Source organism: Nocardioides thalensis (assembly GCF_013410655.1).
Classification (GTDB): domain Bacteria; phylum Actinomycetota; class Actinomycetes; order Propionibacteriales; family Nocardioidaceae; genus Nocardioides; species Nocardioides thalensis.
On the sequence record NZ_JACCFP010000001.1, the window covers coordinates 4,109,021 to 4,129,916 of the forward strand.

Consider the following 20,896-nt stretch of genomic DNA (forward strand, 5'->3'; position numbering starts at 1 on the left):
CGTCTGTGATAGCCGCAGGCGTCGGACCGTTTGATCGGACCGGGGGCTTAGTGTGCGGTCGTGCTAACCATCCACCGCGGATCCGGGACCGCCACGCTCGCCCGCGCGCTCGGTGCTCTGCTGGCGACACCACTCCCCGACCCCTTTGCCAAGGAGGTCGTGGTGGTGCCCGCGAAGGGCGTGGAGCGGTGGCTGGCGCAGCGGCTCTCGCACCGGCTCGGCTCCGGGCCGCGCGGCGCCGACGGCGTCTGCGCGGGCGTCGAGTTCCTCAGGCCACGGTCGCTGGTGTCGCTGCTCACCGGCACCGAGCACACCGACCCCTGGCTGCCCGACCGGCTCGCGTGGCCGGTTCTCTCGGTCGTCGACGCCTCCCTCGGCGAGGCCTGGGCGGCGCCGATCGCGCGCCACCTGGGCGACGACCTCGCGGGCGTCGAGCGCGAGCTGCGACAGGCCCGGCGCTACGGCCTGGCCCGCAGGCTGGCGGGCCTGTTCGCGTCGTACGGCGTCCAGCGGCCGACGCTGCTCACGGCCTGGCGCGAGGGCCGCGACGACGACGTGCCGGCGGACCTCGCCTGGCAGCCGGAGCTGTGGCGCCGGGTGGTGGCCGACATCGGGGCGCCGCCGCCCGACGAGCGCCACCTGGCGACCTGCTCGGCGCTACGCGACGACCCCGACGCGTGCGCGCTGCCCGACCGGCTGATCCTCTTCGGGCACACCCGACTCCCGGTCACCGAGGTGGAGCTGCTGGCCGCGGTGGCGGAGACGCGGCAGGTCCACCTGTTCCTCCCGCAGGTCTCCGGGGCGCTGTGGGACGCGCTCCGGCCGGTCGTCGCGGAGGGCCCGGTGCCGCGCGCCGACGACACCTCCGCGCGGCACGCGCGCCACCCGCTGCTCGCTACCCTGGGCCGCGACGCCCGGGAGGTGCAACGCCAGCTCGCGACGGTCTCCGCGGTCGAGGCTGTCGCCGAGGCCGACCCGCCCGGCGACCACCTGCTCGGGTGGCTGCAGGCCGACCTGCGCGCCGACCAGGCGCCGGCCGACCGCGGCGACCGCCAGCTGCGGGCGGACGACCGGTCCGTCCAGGTGCACGCGTGCCACGGTGCGATCCGCCAGGTCGAGGTGCTGCGCGACGTCCTCCTCGGCCTGCTCGACGACGACCTCACCCTCGAGCCGCGCGACATCCTCGTGATGTGCCCCGACGTCGAGGCGTTCGCCCCGCTGGTACACGCGGCGTTCGGCGCGGTCCCCGACGACCACCCGGCCCGCCAGCTGCGGGTGTCGATGGCCGACCGCGGCCTCGCCACGACCAACGCGCTGCTCGCGATCGCCGCCCAGCTGGTCGGGCTCGTCGACGGCCGTGCACGAGCGACCGACGTCCTCGACCTGCTCGCGGCCACGCCCGTGCGCCGCCGGTTCCGGCTCGCCGACGACGACCTCGAGACCGTCGCCCGCTGGGTGGCCACCTCGGGAGTGCGCTGGGGCCTCGACGGAGACCACCGGCGCCACCACGGCCTCTCGCTGGCGGAAAACACCTGGCGGTTCGGGCTCGACCGGATCGTCAGCGGGGTCGCGATGCCGGAGGAGCAGGTGCTCCTGGGCAGCACCCTGCCGCTCGACGACGTCGGCTCCTCCGACCTCGAGCTCGCGGGACGCCTGGCCGAGGCGCTCGCCCGGGTCCAGGCCGCGGTCGATGCCCTGGCCGCGGCCGCGACAGCGTCGGAGTGGAGCGAGGCGCTCCGGGTGCACGTCACCTCACTCACCGCGACCGACTACGACGACGCATGGCAGGCGTCCCAGCTCGACCACGAGCTCTCCCGGGTGGCGGCCGACTCGGGCGGCGCCACGCTGACTGTCGCCGACGTACGACGCCTCCTCGAGGATCGCACCGCTCCGCGGCCCACGCGCTCCAACTTCCGCACCGGCACGCTGACCGTCTCGACGCTCGTGCCGATGCGGTCGGTGCCCCACCGGGTCGTGTGCCTGCTCGGCATGGACGCCGACACGTTCCCGCGGTCGATCACCGTGGACGGCGACGACGTGCTCGCCCGCGCGCCGCTCACCGGCGAGCGTGACGCGCGCGCCGAGGACCGCCAGCTGCTGCTCGACGCGGTGATGTCGGCGCGCGACGCGCTGGTGATCACCTACGCCGGGATGTCGGAGCATTCCGGCCAGGACAAGCCGCCTGCGATCCCGGTCGGCGAGCTCCTCGACGCGCTCGACGCGACGGCCGCCGAGCCGGTGCGCGACCGGGTCGTCACCCGCCAGCCGCTCCAGCCCCACGACGAGCGCCTGCTCGACGCGGCGGCGCCCGCGACGTTCGACCCGGCGGCGCTCGCCGCCGCAAGCGCCGCCCGCGCCCCGCAGCCGGCCCAGCCCTTCCTGCCGCACCCGGTCTCGGCACCCGACCCGGACCTCACCCTCGACGACCTGCGCCGGTTCCTGACCAACCCGGCTCGTGCCCTCCTCGACCACCTCGAGATCGCGCTGCCCTTCGACGTCGACCCGCCCAGCAACGACATCCCGATCTCCCCGTCCGCGCTCGAGAAGTGGGCGGTCGGCGACCAGGTCGTCAACGCCGTGCTGGCCGGGAGCAGCCCCGATGCGGTGCTGTCGGCCGAGCTCCACCGCGGCGCCCTCCCGCCGGGCGACCTCGGCGCCGCCGCGCTCCGCGAGATCGCCACGTCGGCCCAGCAGGTCGTCACCAAGGCCCTGCAGCACCGCACCGACAACCCGGTCACCACCGACGTCACCCTCGACCTCGGCGACGGGCGGCGGCTCACCGGACGCGTGCCCGACCTCCACGGCGACACGCTGCTGCGCGTCACCTACTCGCGACTCGGCGCCAAGCACGCGCTGACGACCTGGCTCGACCTCCTGGCCCTGCAGGCGAGCGAGCCCGGCTTCGACGTACGCGGTGTCGTGGTCGCCAAGGACCGCCTCGGGATCATCAAGCCGGTCGACCCCGACCTGGCAAGGTCGACGCTCGCCGCGTGGGCCGCGGCCCGCCACGACGGCCTGCAGGGGCTCTGCCACCTGCCGCTCGAGACCGGCCGGGCGTGGGCGCTCGGCCGTGGCAACCGGTCGACGGCGTGGAAGAACGCAATGAAGAAGTGGCAGTGGGACCGGTTCCGCGCCGAGCGCGACGACCCCGCCTGGACCCACTTCCTCGGCCGGCAGGCCGACCTCTCCCGGCTCACCGACCTCGGCACCCTCGCCGAGACCGTCTGGCGCGACCTGGTCCCCTTCGAGCAGGGATGGTTCGTCCGATGACCGAGCTGCAGCCGTTCGACATCTCGAGGCCCGTGCCGGGCGCGACGGCCGGGGGGCTGTCCCCGACCACCACCCTGCTCGAGGCGAGCGCCGGCACCGGCAAGACCTGGACGATCGCAGCGCTGGTCACCCGCTACGTCGCCGAGGGCCACGCCACCATCGACCAGGTCCTGGCCGTCACGTTCACCAAGGCGGCGACGACCGAGCTGCGCGACCGGGTGCGCACCCGCCTGGCCGAGGTCGCCGACTGCCTCGACCGGGCGCTGGCCGGCGAGGGCCCCACCGACCCCGACGAGCTCGTCGCCCACCTGGTCGACGGCCCCGCGGCGGCTCTCGCCGAGCGCCGCGACCGGCTGCGCGAGGCGGTCGCGTCGTTCGACACCTCGACGATCGTGACCATCCACCAGTTCTGCCAGCTCGTGCTCAAGGGGCTCGGCATCGCCGGCGACACCGACCCGCGGGCAACGCTCGTCGAGGACCTCTCCGACCTGCGCAAGGAGGTCGTCGACGACCTGTGGCTGCGTGACTACTCCGGCGGCGGCCTGCTCAGCCACGACGACGCCGGCCGCATCGCGAAGGCGATCGTCGACAACCCCGGCGCCCGGCTCGAGCCCCAGCACCCCACGCCGGGCTCCACCGACGAGGCGCGGGTCCGGTTCGCGCGCGAGGTCGCGGAGGAGTTCGACCACCGCAAGCGCCGCCTCGGGGTCCTGTCCTTCGACGACCTGCTCGTGCAGCTGCGGGACGTGCTCGTCGACGCCGACGCCATCGCCGGCGAGCGGATGCGCGACCGTTGGAAGGTCGTGCTGATCGACGAGTTCCAGGACACCGACCCGGTGCAGTGGGAGGTGTTCGCCCGCGCCTTCCACGGCCACGGCGTCCTCGTGCTCATCGGCGACCCCAAGCAGGCGATCTACGCGTTCCGCGGCGGCGACGTGTTCACCTACCTCAAGGCCGCCGACGTCGCCGACACCCGGCAGACGCTCTCGACCAACCAGCGCAGCGACCACGCGCTCGTGGAGGCGGTCCACAAGGTGCTCGACCAGGCGCAGCTCGGCGATCCCCTGATCGCCGTGCACCCCATCGAGGCCGCACGCCCGCCCGGCGCCGACTGCATTCGCGGGCTCCCGGGCTCGCCGTTCCAGCTGCGGGCGCTGCTCCGTGCCGACCTGCGCGTCGCGCCCGACGAGCTCGCGAAGGTCGACGTCGTCCGGCCGCGCATCGCCGCCGACGCCGCCGCCCAGGTCCGCCACCTGCTCGGCGCCGGCGCCGAGGTGTGGGAGCCCGACGCCAAGGCGTGGACCCCGCTCACCGCGGGCCACATCGCGGTCCTGGCCCACACGCGGCGCGACCTCGAGCTCGTCCAGGACGCGCTCCGGAAGGTCGGCGTGCCCGCCGTCATCACCGGCGGCCAGAGCGTGTTCGCGACTCCGGCCGGCGCCGAGTGGCGGGCGCTGCTCGAGGCGATGGCCCAGCCGCACCGTGCGCGGCTCGCCCGGGCCGCGGGCGCCACCGCGTTCTTCGGCCACACCGGCTCCGACCTCGACGCCGGCGGCGAGGCCCTCACCGACCGGCTGTCGGAGGACCTGCGCGACCTCGCGCTGACCTACGCCGAGCGCGGCGTCGCTGCCGTCTTCGAGAGCCTCGTCGCCCGCGGGTTCTCGGCGCGGGTCCTCGGCACCGTCGGCGGCGAGCGCCACCTCACCGACCTGCGCCACCTCTCCGAGCTGCTCCACGACGCCGCCACCCGCGAGCGGCTGGGGCTCGCCGGCCTGATCGCCTGGTTCCTCGACCGGCAGCGGGAGGCCAACGACGCCACCACCGAGCGCACCCGCCGGATCGACTCCGACGCCCGCGCCGTCCAGCTGGTGACCATCCACGGCAGCAAGGGCCTGGAGTATTCCGTGGTGCTGGCGCCGTTCGTCTCCGACCGGTTCGTCGGCAAGACGCCGCCCGACATCCTCATCTACCACGACGACGACCGCGAGCGGGTGCTCCACGTCGGCGACCCGATGGCCCGCCCCGCTGCCCTGGTGGCCCGCCACCGCGCCGAGGACGCCGGTGAGTCGCTGCGCATGCTCTACGTCGCGATGACCCGCGCCCGGTCGCGGCTCGTCACCTGGTGGGCCGCCGGCACCAACGTGCCGTGCTCCGCCCTCCACCGCGTGCTGTTCGGCCGCAAGCCCGGCACCCCCGACGTCCCCGACCGGCACGAGCCGCCGTCCGACGAGGAAGCTGTCCGGTGGCTGCGCCGGTGGGCCGACCCCGACATCGGCGGGCCCGAGCTGGCCCGCGCCGAGCCGGGCGAGCCGCCGGCGCTGCCCGCCGGACCCGGCACGGGGCCGCTGGCAGCGCGCACGTTCGACCGGCGCGTCGACCAGCTGTGGCGGCGTACGTCGTACTCCGCTCTCGCCGCCGTCGCCGACGAGCCGCCGCCCGCCGTCGGCAGCGAGCCGGAGGTCGTCGAGAAGGACGACGAGCCGGAGATCGTCGCGCCGCCGGCGCCCGTACCCGAGGTCGCCACGGTGCCGTCGCCGCTGGCGGCGTTCCCGAGCGGCGCCCGGTTCGGGTCGCTCGTCCACGCCGTGCTCGAGCACGCCGACCCGGCGGCGCCCGACTGGCGCGCCGAGGTGCTCCGCCACGTGCGCGAGCAGCTGGTGGAGTGGCCGGTCGCCCTCGACCCCGAGGCGCTCGCCGACGGCCTGGTGGAGGTGTGCGACTCCCCGCTCGGCCCGCTCGCGGGCGAGCTGACCCTGAGGCAGCTGCCGCTCGCCGACCGGCTCTGCGAGCTCGACTTCGAGCTGCCGATCGGCGGCGGCGACAGTCCGGTGCCGGAGCCGCGGCTGCTCGGTGACGTCGCGGCACTGCTGCGTCGACACCTTCCGGCGGGTGACCCGTTGCTGCCCTACGCCGACGCGCTCGACAACCCCGTGCTCGGCGGACAGGTGCTGCGCGGCTTCCTCGCCGGTTCCGTCGACGTGGTGTTCCGCGTGCGCGACGGCGGCGATGAGCGGTTCCTCATCTGCGACTACAAGACCAACTGGCTCGGCCCGCCCGACCAGCCGCTCACGGCGGCCGCCTACACGCCCGACCGGTTGGCGGCGGCGATGGGCCACTCGTCGTACCCGCTGCAGGCCCTGCTCTACGCCGTGGTCCTCCACAGGTTCCTGCGCTGGCGGCTGCCCACCTACGACCCCGAGCGCCACCTCGGTGGCGTCCTCTACCTCTACCTGCGCGGCATGTGCGGGCCCGAGACGCCGGCCGTCGACGGCGCTCCTTGTGGCGTGTTCTCCTGGCGTCCGCCGGCGGCGCTCGTCGTGGAGCTCTCCGACCTGCTCGACGGCGCTCCCGTGGGTGGTGCCCGATGACCGAGCTGTTCGAGCCCACGGACGCCTGCGACCACCGGCTCCTGCAAGTCGCGCACGGCCCGCTCGCCGCCCTCAACGCCGCGGGCCTGCTGGCCGCCGGCGACGTCCGCACCGCGGAGACCGTGTGCCGGCTCGGGGGCGAGCCGTCGGCCGACGTGGCGCTCGCCGTGGCGCTGCTCGTGCGGGCCGCGCGGAGCGGCTCGGTGAGCGTCGACCTCGCCGACGTCGCCGAGCTCCTCCCGGAGCACCCGTGGCCGGAGCCGGCCGACTGGCTCGACGCCGTCCGGGCGAGCAGGCTCACCGGCGTCGCCATCCGCGTCGAGCACGACCTCGTCTACCTCCACCGCTACTGGGCGGAGGAGGGCGCCGTCGTCACCGACCTCCACGAGCGGCTCACCCGCACCCAGCCGGTGGTCGACGAGACCCGGCTGGCCGCGGCGCTCGACCGGCTCTTCCCGGACACCTTCGCCGAGCAGCGCGCCGCCGCGGAGGAGTCGGCACGCCGCTGGACGTCGGTGATCACCGGCGGTCCGGGCACCGGCAAGACCACCACGCTCGCGCGGCTGCTCGCCGTACTCGCCGACCAGTCCCACGCACCGCTGCGGATCGCCCTCGCGGCGCCGACCGGAAAGGCCGCCGCCCGGATGTCGCAGGCGCTGACCGCCGCGTCCGAGCGGCGCGACTTTCCGGAGTCCGACCGTGGTGCGGTCGCCGGGCTGACCGCGTCGACCCTGCACCGCCTGCTCGGCACCCGGCCCGACAACCACAGCAGGTTCCGCCACCACCGCGGCAACCGGCTCCCGCACGACGTCGTCGTGGTCGACGAGACGTCGATGGTGTCGCTGAGCCTGATGACCCGCCTGGTCGAGGCGATCCGGCCGGACGCCCGCTTGGTCCTGCTGGGCGATGCCGACCAGCTCGCGTCGGTCGAGGCCGGCGCCGTGCTCCACGACGTCGTCGAGGGCTTCCGCGGCCGCACGCCGTCGCCGGTCACCCGGCTCGAAACCTCCCACCGGTTCGGGGTGGAGATCGGCCGGCTGGCGGCCGCCGTCCGCAACGGAGACGCCGACGAGGCGTGGCGGTTGGTGTCGTCGGGCGCCGACAGCATCGAGTTGATCGACCCCGCCGACACGGCCCGCATCCGCGACGTCGTGATGCCCGGCCCGCGGGACCTGCGTGCCGCTGCGCTCACCGGCGACCAGGAGCGGGCGATCCGCGCGCTCAACGGCCACCGGCTCCTCTGTGCCCACCGGGAAGGCCCGTTCGGCGTCCGCGCCTGGAACGAGTGGGTCGAGCAGTGGCTCAGGGCCGAGGAGGGCCTCGACTGGCTGCCCGCGCGCTATCCGGGCCAGCCGCTCATCCAGACCACCAACGACTACGGCCTCAAGCTGTGGAACGGCGACACCGGCGTCGTCCTCGGCGGCGAGGAGCGGCAGGCGGTCTTCGACGACGGCGGCACCGGACGGGTGCTGGCCCTCTCCCGGCTGGCCGACGTCGAGACCGCCCACGCGCTCACCGTCCACCGCAGCCAGGGCAGCGAGTTCGGGGAGGTCACGGTGGTCCTGCCGGAGCCCGACTCCCGCCTGCTCACCCGGCAGCTGCTCTACACCGCGGTCACCCGCGCCGTCGACGTGGTGCGCGTCGTCGGCACCGAGGCGTCGGTCAGGGAGGCCGTACGCCGCGAGGCGCGTCGCGCCTCGGGGCTCGCGGCCCGGCTGGCCGCGCGGGCCTGACGCACCCCGATTGCCCTCCCAGCATCTGAATCTGTACTTTCTCGATATGGATTCCCGACCCGTGCAGGGCGACGTCATCCCGCTGCGCGAGGCGACCCGGGCGTGGTTCTCGATCTCCCTGCAGACGTTCGGCGGCCCCGCCGGCCAGATCGCGGTGATGCAGCACAAGCTGGTCGACGAGAAGCGCTGGATCGGGCAGCAGCGGTTCCTGCACGCCCTCAACTACTGCATGCTCCTGCCCGGGCCCGAGGCACAGCAGCTCGCGATCTACACCGGCTGGCTGCTCAACGGCACCCGCGGCGGCCTGATCGCCGGCAGCCTGTTCGTCCTGCCCGGCGTCCTGGCACTGCTGGCCCTGTCGGCGATCTACGTGCGGTACGGCGAGACCGGGCTGGTGTCCGCGCTGTTCGCCGGCATCGCGCCCGCGGTCATCGCGATCGTCGTGCAGGCGGTGCAGCGGGTCGGGAAGCGCGCGCTGAACCACCCGGCACTGGTGGCGATCGCCGTGGCCGCGTTCCTCGCGCTCACCCTGTTCGGCGTCCCGTTCCCCGCGGTCGTCCTGGCCGCGGGCGTGCTCGGCTGGCTGCTCGGGCGCCGCATCCCCGGCCTGGGCGGAGGCGGCCACGGGGCGGCCGAGGACGACGGCCCGGCGCCGCTGATCAGCGACGAGGCGCTGCACCACGCGCTGCCGACCAAGCGCCGCTCGCTCGGCGTGCTGGCGCTCGGGCTGTTCCTCTGGTTCACGCCGGTGGCCGCGTTCGCCGTACTGGTCGACTCCACGCCGGTCTTCACCGACCAGGGCCTGTTCTTCTCGGGCGCCGCGGTCGTCACGTTCGGCGGCGCGTACGCCGTGCTCGCCTACGTCGCCCAGCAGGCGGTGAGCGTCTACGGCTGGCTGGCCCCCGGGGAGATGGTCCGCGGCCTCGCCCTCGCGGAGACCACGCCCGGCCCGCTGATCATGGTCGTGCAGTTCGTCGCGTTCGTCGGCGCCTACCGGCAGCCGGGTGCGTTCGACCCCTGGGTCGCTGCGGTCCTGGCGTCGCTGCTCGTCACCTGGGTGACGTTCGTGCCGTGCTTCCTGTGGGTGCTGCTCGGCGCGCCGTACGTCGAGCGGCTGCGCAGCAACCGGGCGCTGAGCACCGCCCTCACCGGCATCACCGCCGCGGTCGTCGGCGTGATCGCCAACCTCGCGGTGTTCTTCGCGCTGCACAACCTCTTCGACGAGCAGCGCGAGATCGGCGCCGGTCCGCTCGCGCTCGACCTGCCGGTCCTGTCGGAGTGGGACCCGACGGCGTTCGCGATCACCGCGGTCGCACTGGTCGGGATGTTCCGCTTCAAGTGGAGCCCGTTGCGCACCATCGGCGTGTGCGCCCTCCTGGGCCTCCTGGTGTACGGCGTCCGCGCCGTCACGTGATCGCCCGCTGAGCGGGCGACGGGCCGCTCAGTCGCGGTGGTGCTTCTCCCGGAACTCCTCGATCTCCTCGTCGGCCTCGTCGATCAGCCCCTCGAGCGCCTTGACCGCGTCGGGCTTGCCGTGGAAACGCTGGTAGGAGTAGGCGATCAGCACCAGCGCGAGGACGGCTGACCCGATCTGGGTCACGCCGGTCCACAGCCCGCCGGGCAGCCACCAGCCGTCGGAGAGCGGCCACCACGACGGCACGTCGGGCTTGACGATCCAGAGCACGCCGCACGCGGCGAGCCCGATCGCGAAGACGGTGGACGCGATGATCCGCGGCCAGGTCTCCACGCTCTCCGCCGCGCCCTTCAGCGCGCGCAGCCGCACCGGCTCGACCCAGCGCTCGGCCCAGGTGTACTGCTGCGACAGCACGGCCAGGCCGGCGAACAGCAGGATCAGGCCCGGCCCGGGCAGCACCAGGGCGGCGACGCCCGCGACGAGCAGGAGCCAGCCGACGACCTCGAGGACCAGTCGCTTCGCCGCCCCGGTCATCGGGGACCCACCGCGTTCACCGGGCCATCGTGTCGTACTTCTCCAAGAACCTCAGGACATCGGGGTCGGCCCGGTCGTGGTCACGGGCGATCCGGGCCCAGCGCAGCGCCATCTCGTGGAAGCGCAGCGGGTTGTAGACGTCCTCCTCGCGGGAGAAGAGGCCGCCGCCGGCGTACGTCATGATCGTGATGTTCGGCTCCTCGAGCCGGGTGCCGTCGCCGGGGTCCGGCATCGGGTTGCGCACCTCGCACACCAGCCGCGCGGCGTCGGCGTCGACCACCTGCCAGGTCAGCGGGAAGCCGGTCATCACCCGGCCCGGGTAGGACGTCATCGTCCGCACCGCCCAGGCGCGGATCTCGTCGCGGCCGCGGAACGTGCCCATCGCGTGCTCGACGTAGACGGCGTCCTCGGTGAAGAGGTCGGCGTAGCCGGTCCAGTCCCCTGAGGCCGTGAACCCGGCGACCTTCTCGTGGAACGCCGCGTAGGCATCGGTGATCTCGTCGGCGGTGAAGGTCCCGGTCACCCCGCGATCCAACCACGGCCCCGGCCCGCCCGGGTGAGAGGCGGAACCGCTCACCCGGCAGGTCGGACTTGCATAGTCGTCTCACTTGAGTTCATAATCTCTACTTGTTCACTGTTCTTAGGTAAGACACGGAAGAAGGAGCGCGTCGTGCGCAAGCTGTTGGTACTCGGATTCGTGGGCCTGCTGGCCCAGCTGATCGACGGATCGCTGGGCATGGCGTACGGCGTCACGTCCTCGACCCTGCTGCTGGCCGCCGGCATCGCGCCCGCCTCCGCGTCGGCCGCGGTCCACTTCTCCGAGATCGGCACGTCGCTGGTCTCCGGCTTCTCCCACCACAAGCTCGGCAACGTCGACTGGCGCACCGTCAGCATCCTGGCCGTGCCCGGGTTCGTCGGCGCGTTCGCCGGTGCCACGTTCCTCGCGAGCCTCGACGGCGACGCGGCCAAGCCGTGGGTCGCCGGCATCCTGCTCGCGCTCGGCCTCTACGTGATCTGGCGCTTCCTCGTGCTGGGCGGCCGCCGTCCCACGTTCAAGACCCGCCCCTCCGCCGCGATGCTCGCGCCGATGGGCCTGGCCGGCGGCGCGCTCGACGCCATCGGCGGCGGCGGCTGGGGCCCGGTCGGCACGACGACGCTCCTCTCGTCGGGCCGGCTCGAGCCGCGCAAGGTCATCGGCTCGATCGACACCTCCGAGTTCCTCGTCGCGGTCGGCGGCTCGCTCGGCTTCCTCTTCGCGCTCGCCAACGAGGACATCCCGTGGGACTACGCGATCGCCCTCCTCGCCGGTGGCGTGATCGCCGCGCCGATCGCCGCCTGGCTGGTGAAGAAGCTCGCCGCGCGGGTGCTCGGCGTCGCGGCGGGTGGCCTGATCGTGCTCACCAACTCCAAGACGATCGCGGAGACCTTCGGCGCCGAGGGCGCTCAGGTCGCCGTGATCTGCGGCCTGCTCGCCGCGCTCTGGGTCTCCGGCATCGTCTGGGCCGTCCGCCAGGAGCGGCTCTCGCGCGAGCTCGAGGCGCTCGAGAAGGAGCTCGAGACCGTCTGAGCCTCGATACGCTTCGGGGCATGCCCGCGGCGATCTTCTCCCGACGCCGCCGCGGACCCAGCCCGTTCGGCAACCGGCTCCTGGGCCCCCGGGTCCAGGAGCCGCACCATCTCCGGATCCGGGTCCAGCTGCTGCTGACCGCCGCCCTGCTCGGCAACAACATGGTGGGCGCGGCCGCCGTCTTCCTGATCAACAGCTTCGTGGTGCCGACGCCGCCGCCCAACCAGGCGACCACCGTCGCGCTCGCGATCGGCGTGCCGACGTACGTCGTCGCGGCCGCCGCCGCGGGGGTGGCGTGGGGAACGTCGGCCACCCTCCAGTCGCTGCGCTGGGCGACCGTCCCCGACAGCGAGCCCGACGCCGAGGACCGCCGCCACGCGCTCCGGGTGCCGATGCGGCTGACCGTCATGCAGCTCGTCCTGTGGCTGATCGGCACTGTGCTCTTCACGATCCTGGCCGCGGTGCTGCAGCCGGAACGCTGGGTGAGCACGCTGCTGACCGTCGGCATCGGCGCGGTCATGGTCGCCGGGATCGCCTACCTGCTCACCGAGTTCGCCCTGCGGCCGATCGCCGCCCGCGCCCTCGAGGGCACGCCCCCGCCCCGCGTGCGCGGGGTCGGCGTGGGCCAGCGGATGGTCCTGTTCTGGACCGTCGGCACCGCGATGCCGGTGATCGGCCTCGCCGTCGCGGCGCTGCTGGCGCTCACCGAGGGCGAGACCACGCTGCGCCAGCTCGCCGTCGTGACCCTGGCCGTGTGCGGCGTGGTGCTCGTGACCGGGCTCTTCGTCACCTCGCTCAACGCCCGCGCGGTCGTCGCGCCGATCACGTCGGTGCGCGACGCGATGCAGGCCGTGCAGGCCGGCGACCTCGACACCGACGTCGTCGTCTACGACGGCACCGAGCTCGGCCAGCTCCAGAGCGGCTTCAACCAGATGGTGGTCGGCCTGCGGGAGCGGGAGCGGATCCGCGACCTCTTCGGCCGCCACGTCGGACACGAGGTGGCCGAGGCCGCCGCCGCTGTCGAGACCGGCGAGATGCAGCTTGGCGGCGAGGCGCGGGTCGTGTCCGTGCTGTTCGTCGACCTGGTGGGCTCCACGGCGTACGCCACCGAGCACGGCCCGGTCGAGGTCGTCTCGGTGCTCAACCGCTTCTTCGGCGTCGTCGTCGACGAGGTCGCCGCCCACCACGGGCTGGTCAACAAGTTCATCGGCGACGCGGTGCTCGCCGTCTTCGGCGCCCCCGCGACCGACCCCGACCACGCCGCCAACGCCCTGGCCGCGGCCCGGTCGATGGCCGAGCGCCTGGAGGTCGAGGTGCCCGAGATCGGCGCCGGCATCGGCGTCTCCACTGGCACGGTGGTCGCCGGCAACGTCGGCCACGAGGAGCGCTACGAGTACACCGTCATCGGCGACGCCGTGAACTCCGCCTCCCGCCTCACCGACCTCGCCAAGGAGGTGCCGGGCCGGGTGCTCGCGATGTGGCACACGGTCGAGGTCGCCGCGGCCCGCGGCGCCGACGAGGCGGCGCACTGGGAGCAGCAGGGCGCCACCGTGCTCCGCGGCCGGGTCGAGGAGACCCCGCTCGCCGTCCCCTCCCCCTGACGAACGGGCACGGTTGGCGTGCCGAACGGGCACGGTTGGCATGCCGAACGGGCACGGTTGGCGCGACGAACCGGCAGGGTTGGCGCGACGAACCGGCAGGGTTGGCGCGACGAACCTTCAGGCCAGCGCGTCGAGCGCGTGCACCACCCGCGGCAGGATGTTGTCGGGGTCGACGTCCGGATACACCGCGCCGACCAGCTGGTCGCGCTGGAGCACGGCGAGCCCGTGCACCGCGGCCCAGCCGAGCATCGCGAGCTCGGCGGTCGGTACGGCGGTGCCCCAGCCCGTCGCCTGCGCGTCCGCGACCGTGGCGAGCATCAGGTCGCGGTGCCGCTCGCGCGCGGCGACGAACCGCTCGTCGTCGACGTGCAGCAGCTCCGGCCGGAACATCAGGTCGAACATGGTCGGCCGCGCCAACGCGAACTCGACGTACGCCGCCCCGGCGGCGGCCACCCGCAGACCGCCCTCGACCGGCGCCTCCGCGATCGCGGCCTCGGTCTGCTCCAGCAGCAGCTCGAGACCCTCCACCGCCAGCGCGGTGAACAGCCCGGCCCGGTCCTCGAAGTGGTGCGCCGTGGCCTGGTGGGACACGCCGACCCGGCGCGCGATCGCTCGCAGGCTCGCCCGAGCCGGGCCGCTGGAGGCGATCTCCTGCTCGGCCGCACGGAGCAGCCGGTGGCGGACGTCGAGGCGGCTCACGAGGCAGCCACCTCCGCGACGCGCTTGCCGGGCGGGCGTTGCGGCCACCACAGTCGCGGTCCGAGAAGGGTCGCCAGCGCCGGCACAAGGAGCGAGCGCACGACGAAGGTGTCGAGCAGCAGGCCGCACCCGATCGTGAACCCGACCTGCGTGACGGTGGTGACCGTGGCCGCCATCATCGCGAACGTGCTGGCGGCGAAGATGAGGCCCGCGGTCGTGATGACGCCGCCGGTCGCGATCGTCGCCCGGGCGATCCCGGACGCCGACCCGTCCGGCGCCTCCTCGTGCATCCGTTTCGTCAGCAGCAGGTTGTAGTCGGCGCCCACGGCCACCAGGATCACGAAGGCGATCGGCGCGACGGTCCACTCGAGCTCTTGACCGAGCAGCACCTGCCACACGAGGACGGCGAGCCCGACCGCCGAGGCGTAGGACAGCACCACCGTCCCGACCAGGAGCCCCGCCGCCACGATGCTGCGCAGGAGGGCCAGCAGGACCAGGAAGACGGCGACCAGCGCGCAGATCGCGATCAGCCGGAAGTCCGCGGCGGAGTAGTCGGCGAGGTCGTGGTTGGTGCTCGCCATGCCGGTGGTGCTGACCGTTGCGCCTTCCAGCCTGGTGCCGCGGAAGGCCTCGGCCACGGCCTCCTCGAGCTCCACGGTGCGCGCGGCTGCCTCGCGGCCGAAGGCGTCGGTCGCGCCGAGGACGGCGATCCGCGCGGTGCGACCGTCGGGCGAGAGGTAGAGCCGGGCGGCGGCCGCGAAGTCCTGTCGCTCGAGCGCCGTCGGCGGCAGGTAGAACCCACCGACAGCGGGCGCGTCGCCGACCCTCGCCGTACGGCGCAGGTGGGCCGCGGCCTCCTGGAGGCCGCGACGGAGCTCGGGCAGCGAGCTCGCGACCTGCTCGGTGCCTCCGGCGACCTGGCCGGCGCCGTCGGCCAGCTGGTCGACGCCTCCGGCGACCCGGGAGGCGCCGTCGGCGAGGTCGTCGAGGCGGGCGGCGAAGACGCGCTGGCCGTCGGCCAGACGGTCGGCGCCGGCTCGCGCCTGCTCGAGCCCGGTCCGCAGCCGGCGGAGACCCTCAGCGAGGTCGCCGGTGCCGTCGGCGAGGCGCCGGGCGCCCGCCGCGGCGTCGCGCAGACCGGGCAGGAGCTGGTCGCGCTCGGCGACCCAGATCTGGCGGAGGGCGTCGCGCGCCTGCCGGCACGCGGGGTCGAGGCCGCAGGTGAGGCTCTTGGTGGCGAGCGCGTCGTGGACCATGCCGAGCCCGTCGACGGCCAGGGCGACCTGGTCGGCGGCGGCGTCGAGTCCGGCCGCGAGCTCGTCGGCCCCGGCGCGCAGGCCGCCGGTGCCGCGGGCCGCGGCCTCGGCGCCGTCGAGGAGCCGGTCGATGCCCGCGGCGAGGTCGCCGGTGCCGTCGGCGATCCGCCCCGCGCCGCCCGCGGCCTGCCGGGCGCCCCCGGCGAGCCGGCCGCTGCCGGACGCGAGCCGGTCGGCGCCGGTGCTGAGCTGTCCGGCCCCGTCGACCAGGCGGCGGGCACCGTCCTCGCCCTCCTCGAGGCGCTCGCCCGCGCGGCCGAGCCGCTCGCCGACGATGCCGGACTGGTGGCTGAGGGACGCCTGCTCGATGGGCCGGCCGAGCGGTCGGGTGATGCCGCGGACCAGCACCACGCCGGGCTGCTGCTCGGCGGACGCGGCGGCGCGCTCGAGGAGCGCGAGGTCGCGGGCGTTGCGCAGGTCGTGGTCGGCCTCGACCAGCACGTAGTCGGGCAGCACCTCGTTGACCGGGAAGTGCCGGTCGAGCATCGCGTAGCCGAGGTTGCTCTCGGTCTCCTCCGGTTGCGCGTCGCGAAGGTCGTAGGACTTGTCCATCACCGGGTAGAACGCGGCCAGCGCCAGCAGCGGCACCAGCGACGCGACGAGCATCCGGCCGGGCCGCGCCGCGACCAGCCCGGTCACCCGCTCCCAGACCCCGCTCACCCGCGACGGCTTGGGCTCCAGCCAGCCGCGGCGGCCGGCGATCGCGAGGAGCGCCGGCGTGAGGGACAGGCTGATCGCGAGGTTGACCGCGACGCTCACCGCGACGGCGGGTCCGGTGGTCCGGAAGATGCCCATGTGCGCGAGCGCCATCACCGAGGTGGCGAGCACGACGGTGACGGCCGACCCGGCGACGACCGCGCCCACGCGCGACGTCGCCAGCGCGGCGGCGTGGTCCGCGTCGAGGCCGTCGCGCCTGCCCTCGTGGTAGCGCGCGAGCAGGAAGACGGCGTAGTCGGTCGCGGCGCCGAGGACCACCGCGGTGAGGAACGAACCGCTGAACGTCGACACCGTGAAGACGCCCGCGATGCCGCACCACGCGGTGACCGCGCGCGCCAGTCCGAGGCCGAGCCCGACCACGGTGAGGATCAGGAGCATCACGCCGATCGATCGGTAGATGACCAGCAGGATCAGCCCGATGCCGACGATGGTGACGATCGTGATCCGGAGGATGCTCTCCTCGGTCTCGGTCGCGACGTCGGTGACCGTGGCGGTCGGCCCGGTGACGGCGACCGCGAGCCCGTCGGGCCGGTGGTCGTCGGCCACGTCGCGCACCGCATCGACCTGCCGGATCGAGGCGGGCGCGCCCGTGACGCCGGTGATCCCGACGAGCAGGTAGCGCGCCTCGCCGTCACGGCTGGTCAGCGCGTCGAGCAGCTCCGGTCGCCGTACGTCCTGCACGAAGGCGACGTTGGACTCGTCCGCGCGCAGCTCGCGGGACAGCCGTACGGCGTACTGCTTGTCGGCCGGCCGCAGCCCCGACGTGCGCTCCATCGCGACCACGACGAAGCTCTCGCTCTCGCCGCTGCCGAACGCCTCGCCCATCGCGGTGACCGCGACCATCGACGGCGCGTCCTCGGGCACCATCGCCGAGGAGTCGCGCGCGGCGACCTCCTCGATCTGCGGGACGACCAGGTTGAGGACCGCGGTCAGCGCGACCCAGCCCAGGACGACCCAGCCGGCGCGGCGGACGATGACGCGGGCGATCCACGGCGCGCGGTCGGCGCTGTCTGCGTTGTCAGGGGAGGCTGACACGGGGCTCCTGCTCCTCGGGCCACGCTCCCCGCCCAGCGTGACGACGGGTCTCCTTGCCAGTGGCAAGGAGGTCGACCCGTCGACGATAGGAACAAGTTCCAGTCACCCACAAGCGATTGTGAGCGGACCCACCTCCAGCGTCCCTCGGGTCGCTTTGTCGACATTGCGTCGGGGGTCCGGCCTAGCTTGCCTGCCGTGGACCGGTGGTACGACGAAGCGACTCGTGTGGGGCGACCCCGCGGCGTCGTCCACCGGTCCCACCTGAGCGCGGCCGCGGCCCCGGACCCCGGCCAGGAGGTCAGCAGCCGAGGTCGTGCCGGCCGGCCCGCAGGCGGTGCGCCGACGTCACCGAGCGGCCGTTGCTGCGGTCCCAGGCGCGGATCCAGTCGGCGCCCGCGTAGGTGTGCCGCATCTCGCGGTCCCCCCTGCCGACCAGCGACAGCCGCAGCGTGAGCGGCACCTTCGGCAGGGCCGCCCGGCTGCGCACGGTCCCGATCGGCTGGCTGTCGAGCAGCCAGGTGATCCGCGAGCCCGTGACCTCGACGCCGTAGGCGTGGTGGACCTGGCTGATCGGCACGCCCGTGCGCTGCGAGGTCCAGGCCCGCCGCTTGTTGGGCGTCGTGACGCCGTACCTCACGGCGCGGCCGCTCGGGGAGATCTCCGCGACCGTGATGGTGCGGGCCCCGCAGGCGCGCTTCGCCGGGTCCTCCGGCACGAGCTCGACGCGGACCCGGAAGGACTCGCCTGCTTCGGCGATCTCCCAGGTGCGCAGCCGCACCTCCCACCGGCCGGTCGCGTGGGCGTTGCCGCGCAGGGTCGCGGCCGTCGTACCGAAGTCCCCCGGGCCGGCGTCGCGCGGCGCGACCACGCCGTACTTGGACTCGAGGAACAGGCCGCCGTTGTGCCGGCCGGCGCGCCCGCCGCCGGTGGACGTCTCGGCCCAGGTGCCGCGCGGGACCTTGCCCTTGTAGGGCGCGTCGCTGAGCGACTCGCCCCACTCGTAGGCGAAGTCGTAGAGGGTCTCGCCCCAGCCGTAGCGCTGCCCCGACGAGCCGCCCTCGGACGAGCGCCCCGCGGGCTGCGTCGTCCCGGGCGCGCGGGTCTCGGTCGCGCGAGCGGGCTGCACGCCCTCCCCGCGGCGGCTGAGCACGTAGACGTGCACCGGGAACGAGGTGTTCCAGCCGATGTCGCTCCCGAAGCCGAGCCAGCCCCCGATGCGGGCGCGGTAGACGTGCACGCCGGGCTCGCTGATCGTGCGCTGGAAGCGGACCGTGCCGTTGAGCCCGACGATCCCCTGGGTCACCTTGCGCCAGGTGGTCGCGTCGACCCGCTCCTCGAGCGCAACGGTGCGACCGAGGAGGATCGGCCCGCCCTCCGGGCTGGTGTCGACAGTGACGCTGAACGCCTCGTCCTCCGCGGCCGGGTAGCTCGTGTACTCGCGGTACCGGGACCAGTCGGGGCGGAACGGCAGCGTGCCGTCGGCAGGCGCGACCGCGACCGTGGTCATCTCGTCGTGCGCATGGAACAGCCGGCCGGGCGTCGCGCCGACGGCCGAGCTCACCCGCAGGCTGATGTTGTACATCCCGGGTGCCGGGTGGCGGAACGAGAACCGGCCGTTGCGGTCGGTGCGCGCGGTGGAGCCCGGGACGACGGTCCAGGCGTCGCCCGGACGGTTCATGTGGAACTCCAGCCAGATCTGGCGCTCACCGGTCTGCGCGAGCGAGCCCTCGAAGAGGACGCCCTGGCCGGCGTAGTACTCCGACTCGCCGATGGTCAGCGTCGCCTCCTGTCGGGCGGACACCGCCCGCGCGTCCGGCGACAATGCCGCGACGAGGCAGACGGCGATGATCAGTGCGGTTGCAGCAGTGCGAAGGCGACGAAAGGTCACCGTGTCCCCCCAGGCAGACGTGACGTTGCCCGTTCCTTCGGCCGCCGGCGTCGCGACCTGAGGGGTACGCCGCGGCGGTCAGCGCCGCGGGCCGCGGCAGCCGAGCTGGTGCCGCTCGGAGCGGAGCAGCTTCGGCGCGCGGACCGACCGCCCGCGATCGAGGTCCCACCCGCGGATCCAGTCCGCGCCGGCGTAGGCGTGCCGCATCTCCCGCCGGCCGCTGCCGACGAGGGAGAACCGCAGGGTCAGCGGGACCCCCGGCAGCGCCTTGCGGTTCCGCACGGTCGCAGTCGGCCGCCCGTCGAGGAACCACGTGATCCTGGAGTCGGTCACCTCGACGGCATAGGCGTGCTGCACCTGCCGGATCCGGACGTCGTTGCGCCGGCCGCGCCAGGCGCGGTGGTCGCGCGGAGTCGTGACGCCGTACCTGACCTGGCGGGAGCCGGGCGAGATGTCGGCGATGGTGATGGTGCGGGCGCCGCAGGCGCGCTTCGCGGCGTTCACCGGCACCAGCTCGGCCTTCACGCGGTACGACGCGCCGGGCTCGGCCAGCTCCCACGTGCGCATCCGCACCTCCCACCGGCCCGTCGCGCGCGCGTTGCCGCGCAGGGTCGCGGCCGTCGTACCTCGGTCGCCGAGGCCGGTGTCACGGGGCGCGACCACGCCGTACTTGGACTCCAGGAACAGTCCGCCGTTGTGGCGTCCCACGCGGCCGCCGCCGGTGGAGGTCTCCTTCCATCGACCGCGGAGCCGAGTGCCGCGGTGCGGCCGGTCGGACAGCGACTCGCCCCACTCGAACGCGAAGTCGAACAGCGGCCGGCCCCAGTCGAACCGCTCGCCCGCGGCGCCGCGCGGCCGGGCGAGCTCACCGGGGGGGGGGGCGGGCCTGCTGCGGGGGCCGAACGTCGGGCGCGGCGGCCGGGGACCGGCGCCGGTGCGGTCGAGCACGTAGACGCTGATCGGGAACGAGGTGTTCCACCCGATGTTGCTCAGGCCCCGGCGCCAGTCGTCGGTGCGGGCGCGGTAGACGGCGACGCCGCGGCGCGCCACGTCCTGGCGGAACGACACCGTGCCCGAGCGGGTGACCCGACCCCGGCCGACCGTGCGCCAGGTGGTGGCGTCGAGACGGCGTTGGAGGATGACGCGACGGCCCCGGAGCACGGGCCCGCCGTGGGGCGCGGTGTCGACGGTGACCGTGAACGGCTCGCCCGTGACGGCGGGATAGCTCGTGGAGTGGCGGTAGCGGGAGCGTTCCAGCCGCACCGGCCAGGCGCCGTCGCGCGGCCGCACCCGGAGCGTCATCATCTCGTCGACCGCGTGGAAGAGCCGGGGCCGGGTGGAGCCGGCGGCGGAGCTCACGCGCAGCTTGATGTTGTACATGCCCGGCGCCGGGTGGCGGAACGAGAACCTGCCCGCCCGGTCGGTACGGCGCATCGAGCCCTCGACGCGGGTCCAGCGGTCGCCCGGGCGGTTCATGTGGAACTCCAGCCAGACCCGTCGTACGCCGCGCTCGGGGAGCGTGCCGCTGAAGCGGACGCCCTGGCCGGCGTAGTACTTCTTCGGGCTGACGGACAGGGTGCCGAGCTGGTGGTGACGGCGCTCGTCCTGCTTGCCGGGCTTCACGCTGGCGGGGTGGGCGGCGTGCGCGCCGACCGGGGCGGGCTCGACGACCGAGACGGTTGCGACCAGGCAGAGGGTGGCGACGAGTGCGATGGCGGCGGCGCGCAGGCGACGGACGGTCACCGAGACTTCCC

At 74.3% G+C, this 20,896-nt stretch carries 12 protein-coding genes; 6 read left to right on the forward strand and 6 right to left on the reverse strand.

All coding sequences use genetic code 11. The annotated features are described in order from the left end of the window. The first annotated feature begins 60 nt into the window (after window positions 1-60). The 4 genes from recC to chrA are packed head-to-tail and all read left to right on the forward strand — an operon-like array spanning window position 61 to window position 9,785. Window positions 61-3,270, forward strand: a complete 3,210-nt coding sequence (gene recC / locus HNR19_RS19980; protein ID WP_179669536.1) for an exodeoxyribonuclease V subunit gamma — start codon at window positions 61-63, stop codon at window positions 3,268-3,270. Continuing rightward, the gene (locus tag HNR19_RS19985; protein WP_179669537.1) at window positions 3,267-6,638 is read left to right on the forward strand and encodes a UvrD-helicase domain-containing protein; all 3,372 of its coding nucleotides are present in this window, start codon (window positions 3,267-3,269) and stop codon (window positions 6,636-6,638) included. Before recC ends, HNR19_RS19985 begins: the two co-directional genes overlap by 4 nt. Next, window positions 6,635-8,371 carry an exodeoxyribonuclease V subunit alpha gene (gene recD / locus HNR19_RS19990; protein WP_179669538.1) on the forward strand — a complete coding sequence of 579 codons (1,737 nt, stop codon included), beginning with the start codon at window positions 6,635-6,637 and terminating at the stop codon, window positions 8,369-8,371. Before HNR19_RS19985 ends, recD begins: the two co-directional genes overlap by 4 nt. Window positions 8,372-8,417: 46 nt before the next feature. Next, entirely contained in the window at window positions 8,418-9,785 is a 1,368-nt protein-coding gene (gene chrA / locus HNR19_RS19995; protein ID WP_179669539.1) for a chromate efflux transporter, read from the forward strand. A gap of 27 nt (window positions 9,786-9,812) precedes the next feature. Here chrA and HNR19_RS20000 read toward each other — a convergent pair whose 3' ends face one another. Both HNR19_RS20000 and HNR19_RS20005 read right to left on the reverse strand, forming a co-directional pair. After that, window positions 9,813-10,319, reverse strand: coding sequence for a PGPGW domain-containing protein (locus tag HNR19_RS20000; RefSeq protein WP_179669540.1), 507 nt, complete (start codon window positions 10,317-10,319; stop codon window positions 9,813-9,815). A gap of 16 nt (window positions 10,320-10,335) precedes the next feature. Beyond that, window positions 10,336-10,842 carry a nuclear transport factor 2 family protein gene (locus HNR19_RS20005; RefSeq protein ID WP_218910330.1) on the reverse strand — a complete coding sequence of 169 codons (507 nt, stop codon included), beginning with the start codon at window positions 10,840-10,842 and terminating at the stop codon, window positions 10,336-10,338. Window positions 10,843-10,989: 147 nt separating this feature from the next. On the opposite strand from HNR19_RS20005, the gene HNR19_RS20010 reads away from it, so the two are divergent. Both HNR19_RS20010 and HNR19_RS20015 read left to right on the forward strand, forming a co-directional pair. After that, on the forward strand, window positions 10,990-11,886 hold the full coding sequence (locus tag HNR19_RS20010) for a TSUP family transporter (RefSeq protein ID WP_179669542.1): 897 nt from the start codon (window positions 10,990-10,992) through the stop codon (window positions 11,884-11,886). 20 nt (window positions 11,887-11,906) lie between these two features. Further along, window positions 11,907-13,487 carry an adenylate/guanylate cyclase domain-containing protein gene (locus tag HNR19_RS20015; RefSeq protein WP_179669543.1) on the forward strand — a complete coding sequence of 527 codons (1,581 nt, stop codon included), beginning with the start codon at window positions 11,907-11,909 and terminating at the stop codon, window positions 13,485-13,487. Between the two features lie 117 nt (window positions 13,488-13,604). On the opposite strand, the gene HNR19_RS20020 is transcribed toward HNR19_RS20015, so the two are convergent. The 4 genes from HNR19_RS20020 to HNR19_RS20035 form a co-directional block, all read right to left on the reverse strand. Continuing rightward, window positions 13,605-14,186, reverse strand: coding sequence for a WHG domain-containing protein (locus HNR19_RS20020; RefSeq protein WP_179669544.1), 582 nt, complete (start codon window positions 14,184-14,186; stop codon window positions 13,605-13,607). After that, entirely contained in the window at window positions 14,183-17,254 is a 3,072-nt protein-coding gene (locus tag HNR19_RS20025; RefSeq protein ID WP_179669545.1) for an MMPL family transporter, read from the reverse strand. Before HNR19_RS20025 ends, HNR19_RS20020 begins: the two co-directional genes overlap by 4 nt. A gap of 298 nt (window positions 17,255-17,552) precedes the next feature. Further along, window positions 17,553-19,142: a LamG domain-containing protein gene (locus HNR19_RS20030; RefSeq protein WP_179669546.1), complete on the reverse strand. Its 1,590-nt coding sequence runs from the start codon at window positions 19,140-19,142 to the stop codon at window positions 17,553-17,555. 78 nt (window positions 19,143-19,220) lie between these two features. Beyond that, window positions 19,221-20,885 (reverse strand): LamG domain-containing protein, encoded by a 1,665-nt coding sequence (locus tag HNR19_RS20035; RefSeq protein WP_179669547.1) that lies wholly within the window; start codon window positions 20,883-20,885, stop codon window positions 19,221-19,223. Window positions 20,886-20,896 lie beyond the last annotated feature (11 nt).

Coding starts and splice junctions, on each gene's coding strand:
- HNR19_RS19985 (WP_179669537.1), top strand. CDS start 3,267: ATGACCGAGCTGCAGCCGTTCGACATCTCGAGGCCCGTGCCGGGCGCG.
- recD (WP_179669538.1), top strand. CDS start 6,635: ATGACCGAGCTGTTCGAGCCCACGGACGCCTGCGACCACCGGCTCCTG.
- chrA (WP_179669539.1), top strand. CDS start 8,418: ATGGATTCCCGACCCGTGCAGGGCGACGTCATCCCGCTGCGCGAGGCG.
- HNR19_RS20000 (WP_179669540.1), bottom strand. CDS start 10,319: ATGACCGGGGCGGCGAAGCGACTGGTCCTCGAGGTCGTCGGCTGGCTC.
- HNR19_RS20015 (WP_179669543.1), top strand. CDS start 11,907: ATGCCCGCGGCGATCTTCTCCCGACGCCGCCGCGGACCCAGCCCGTTC.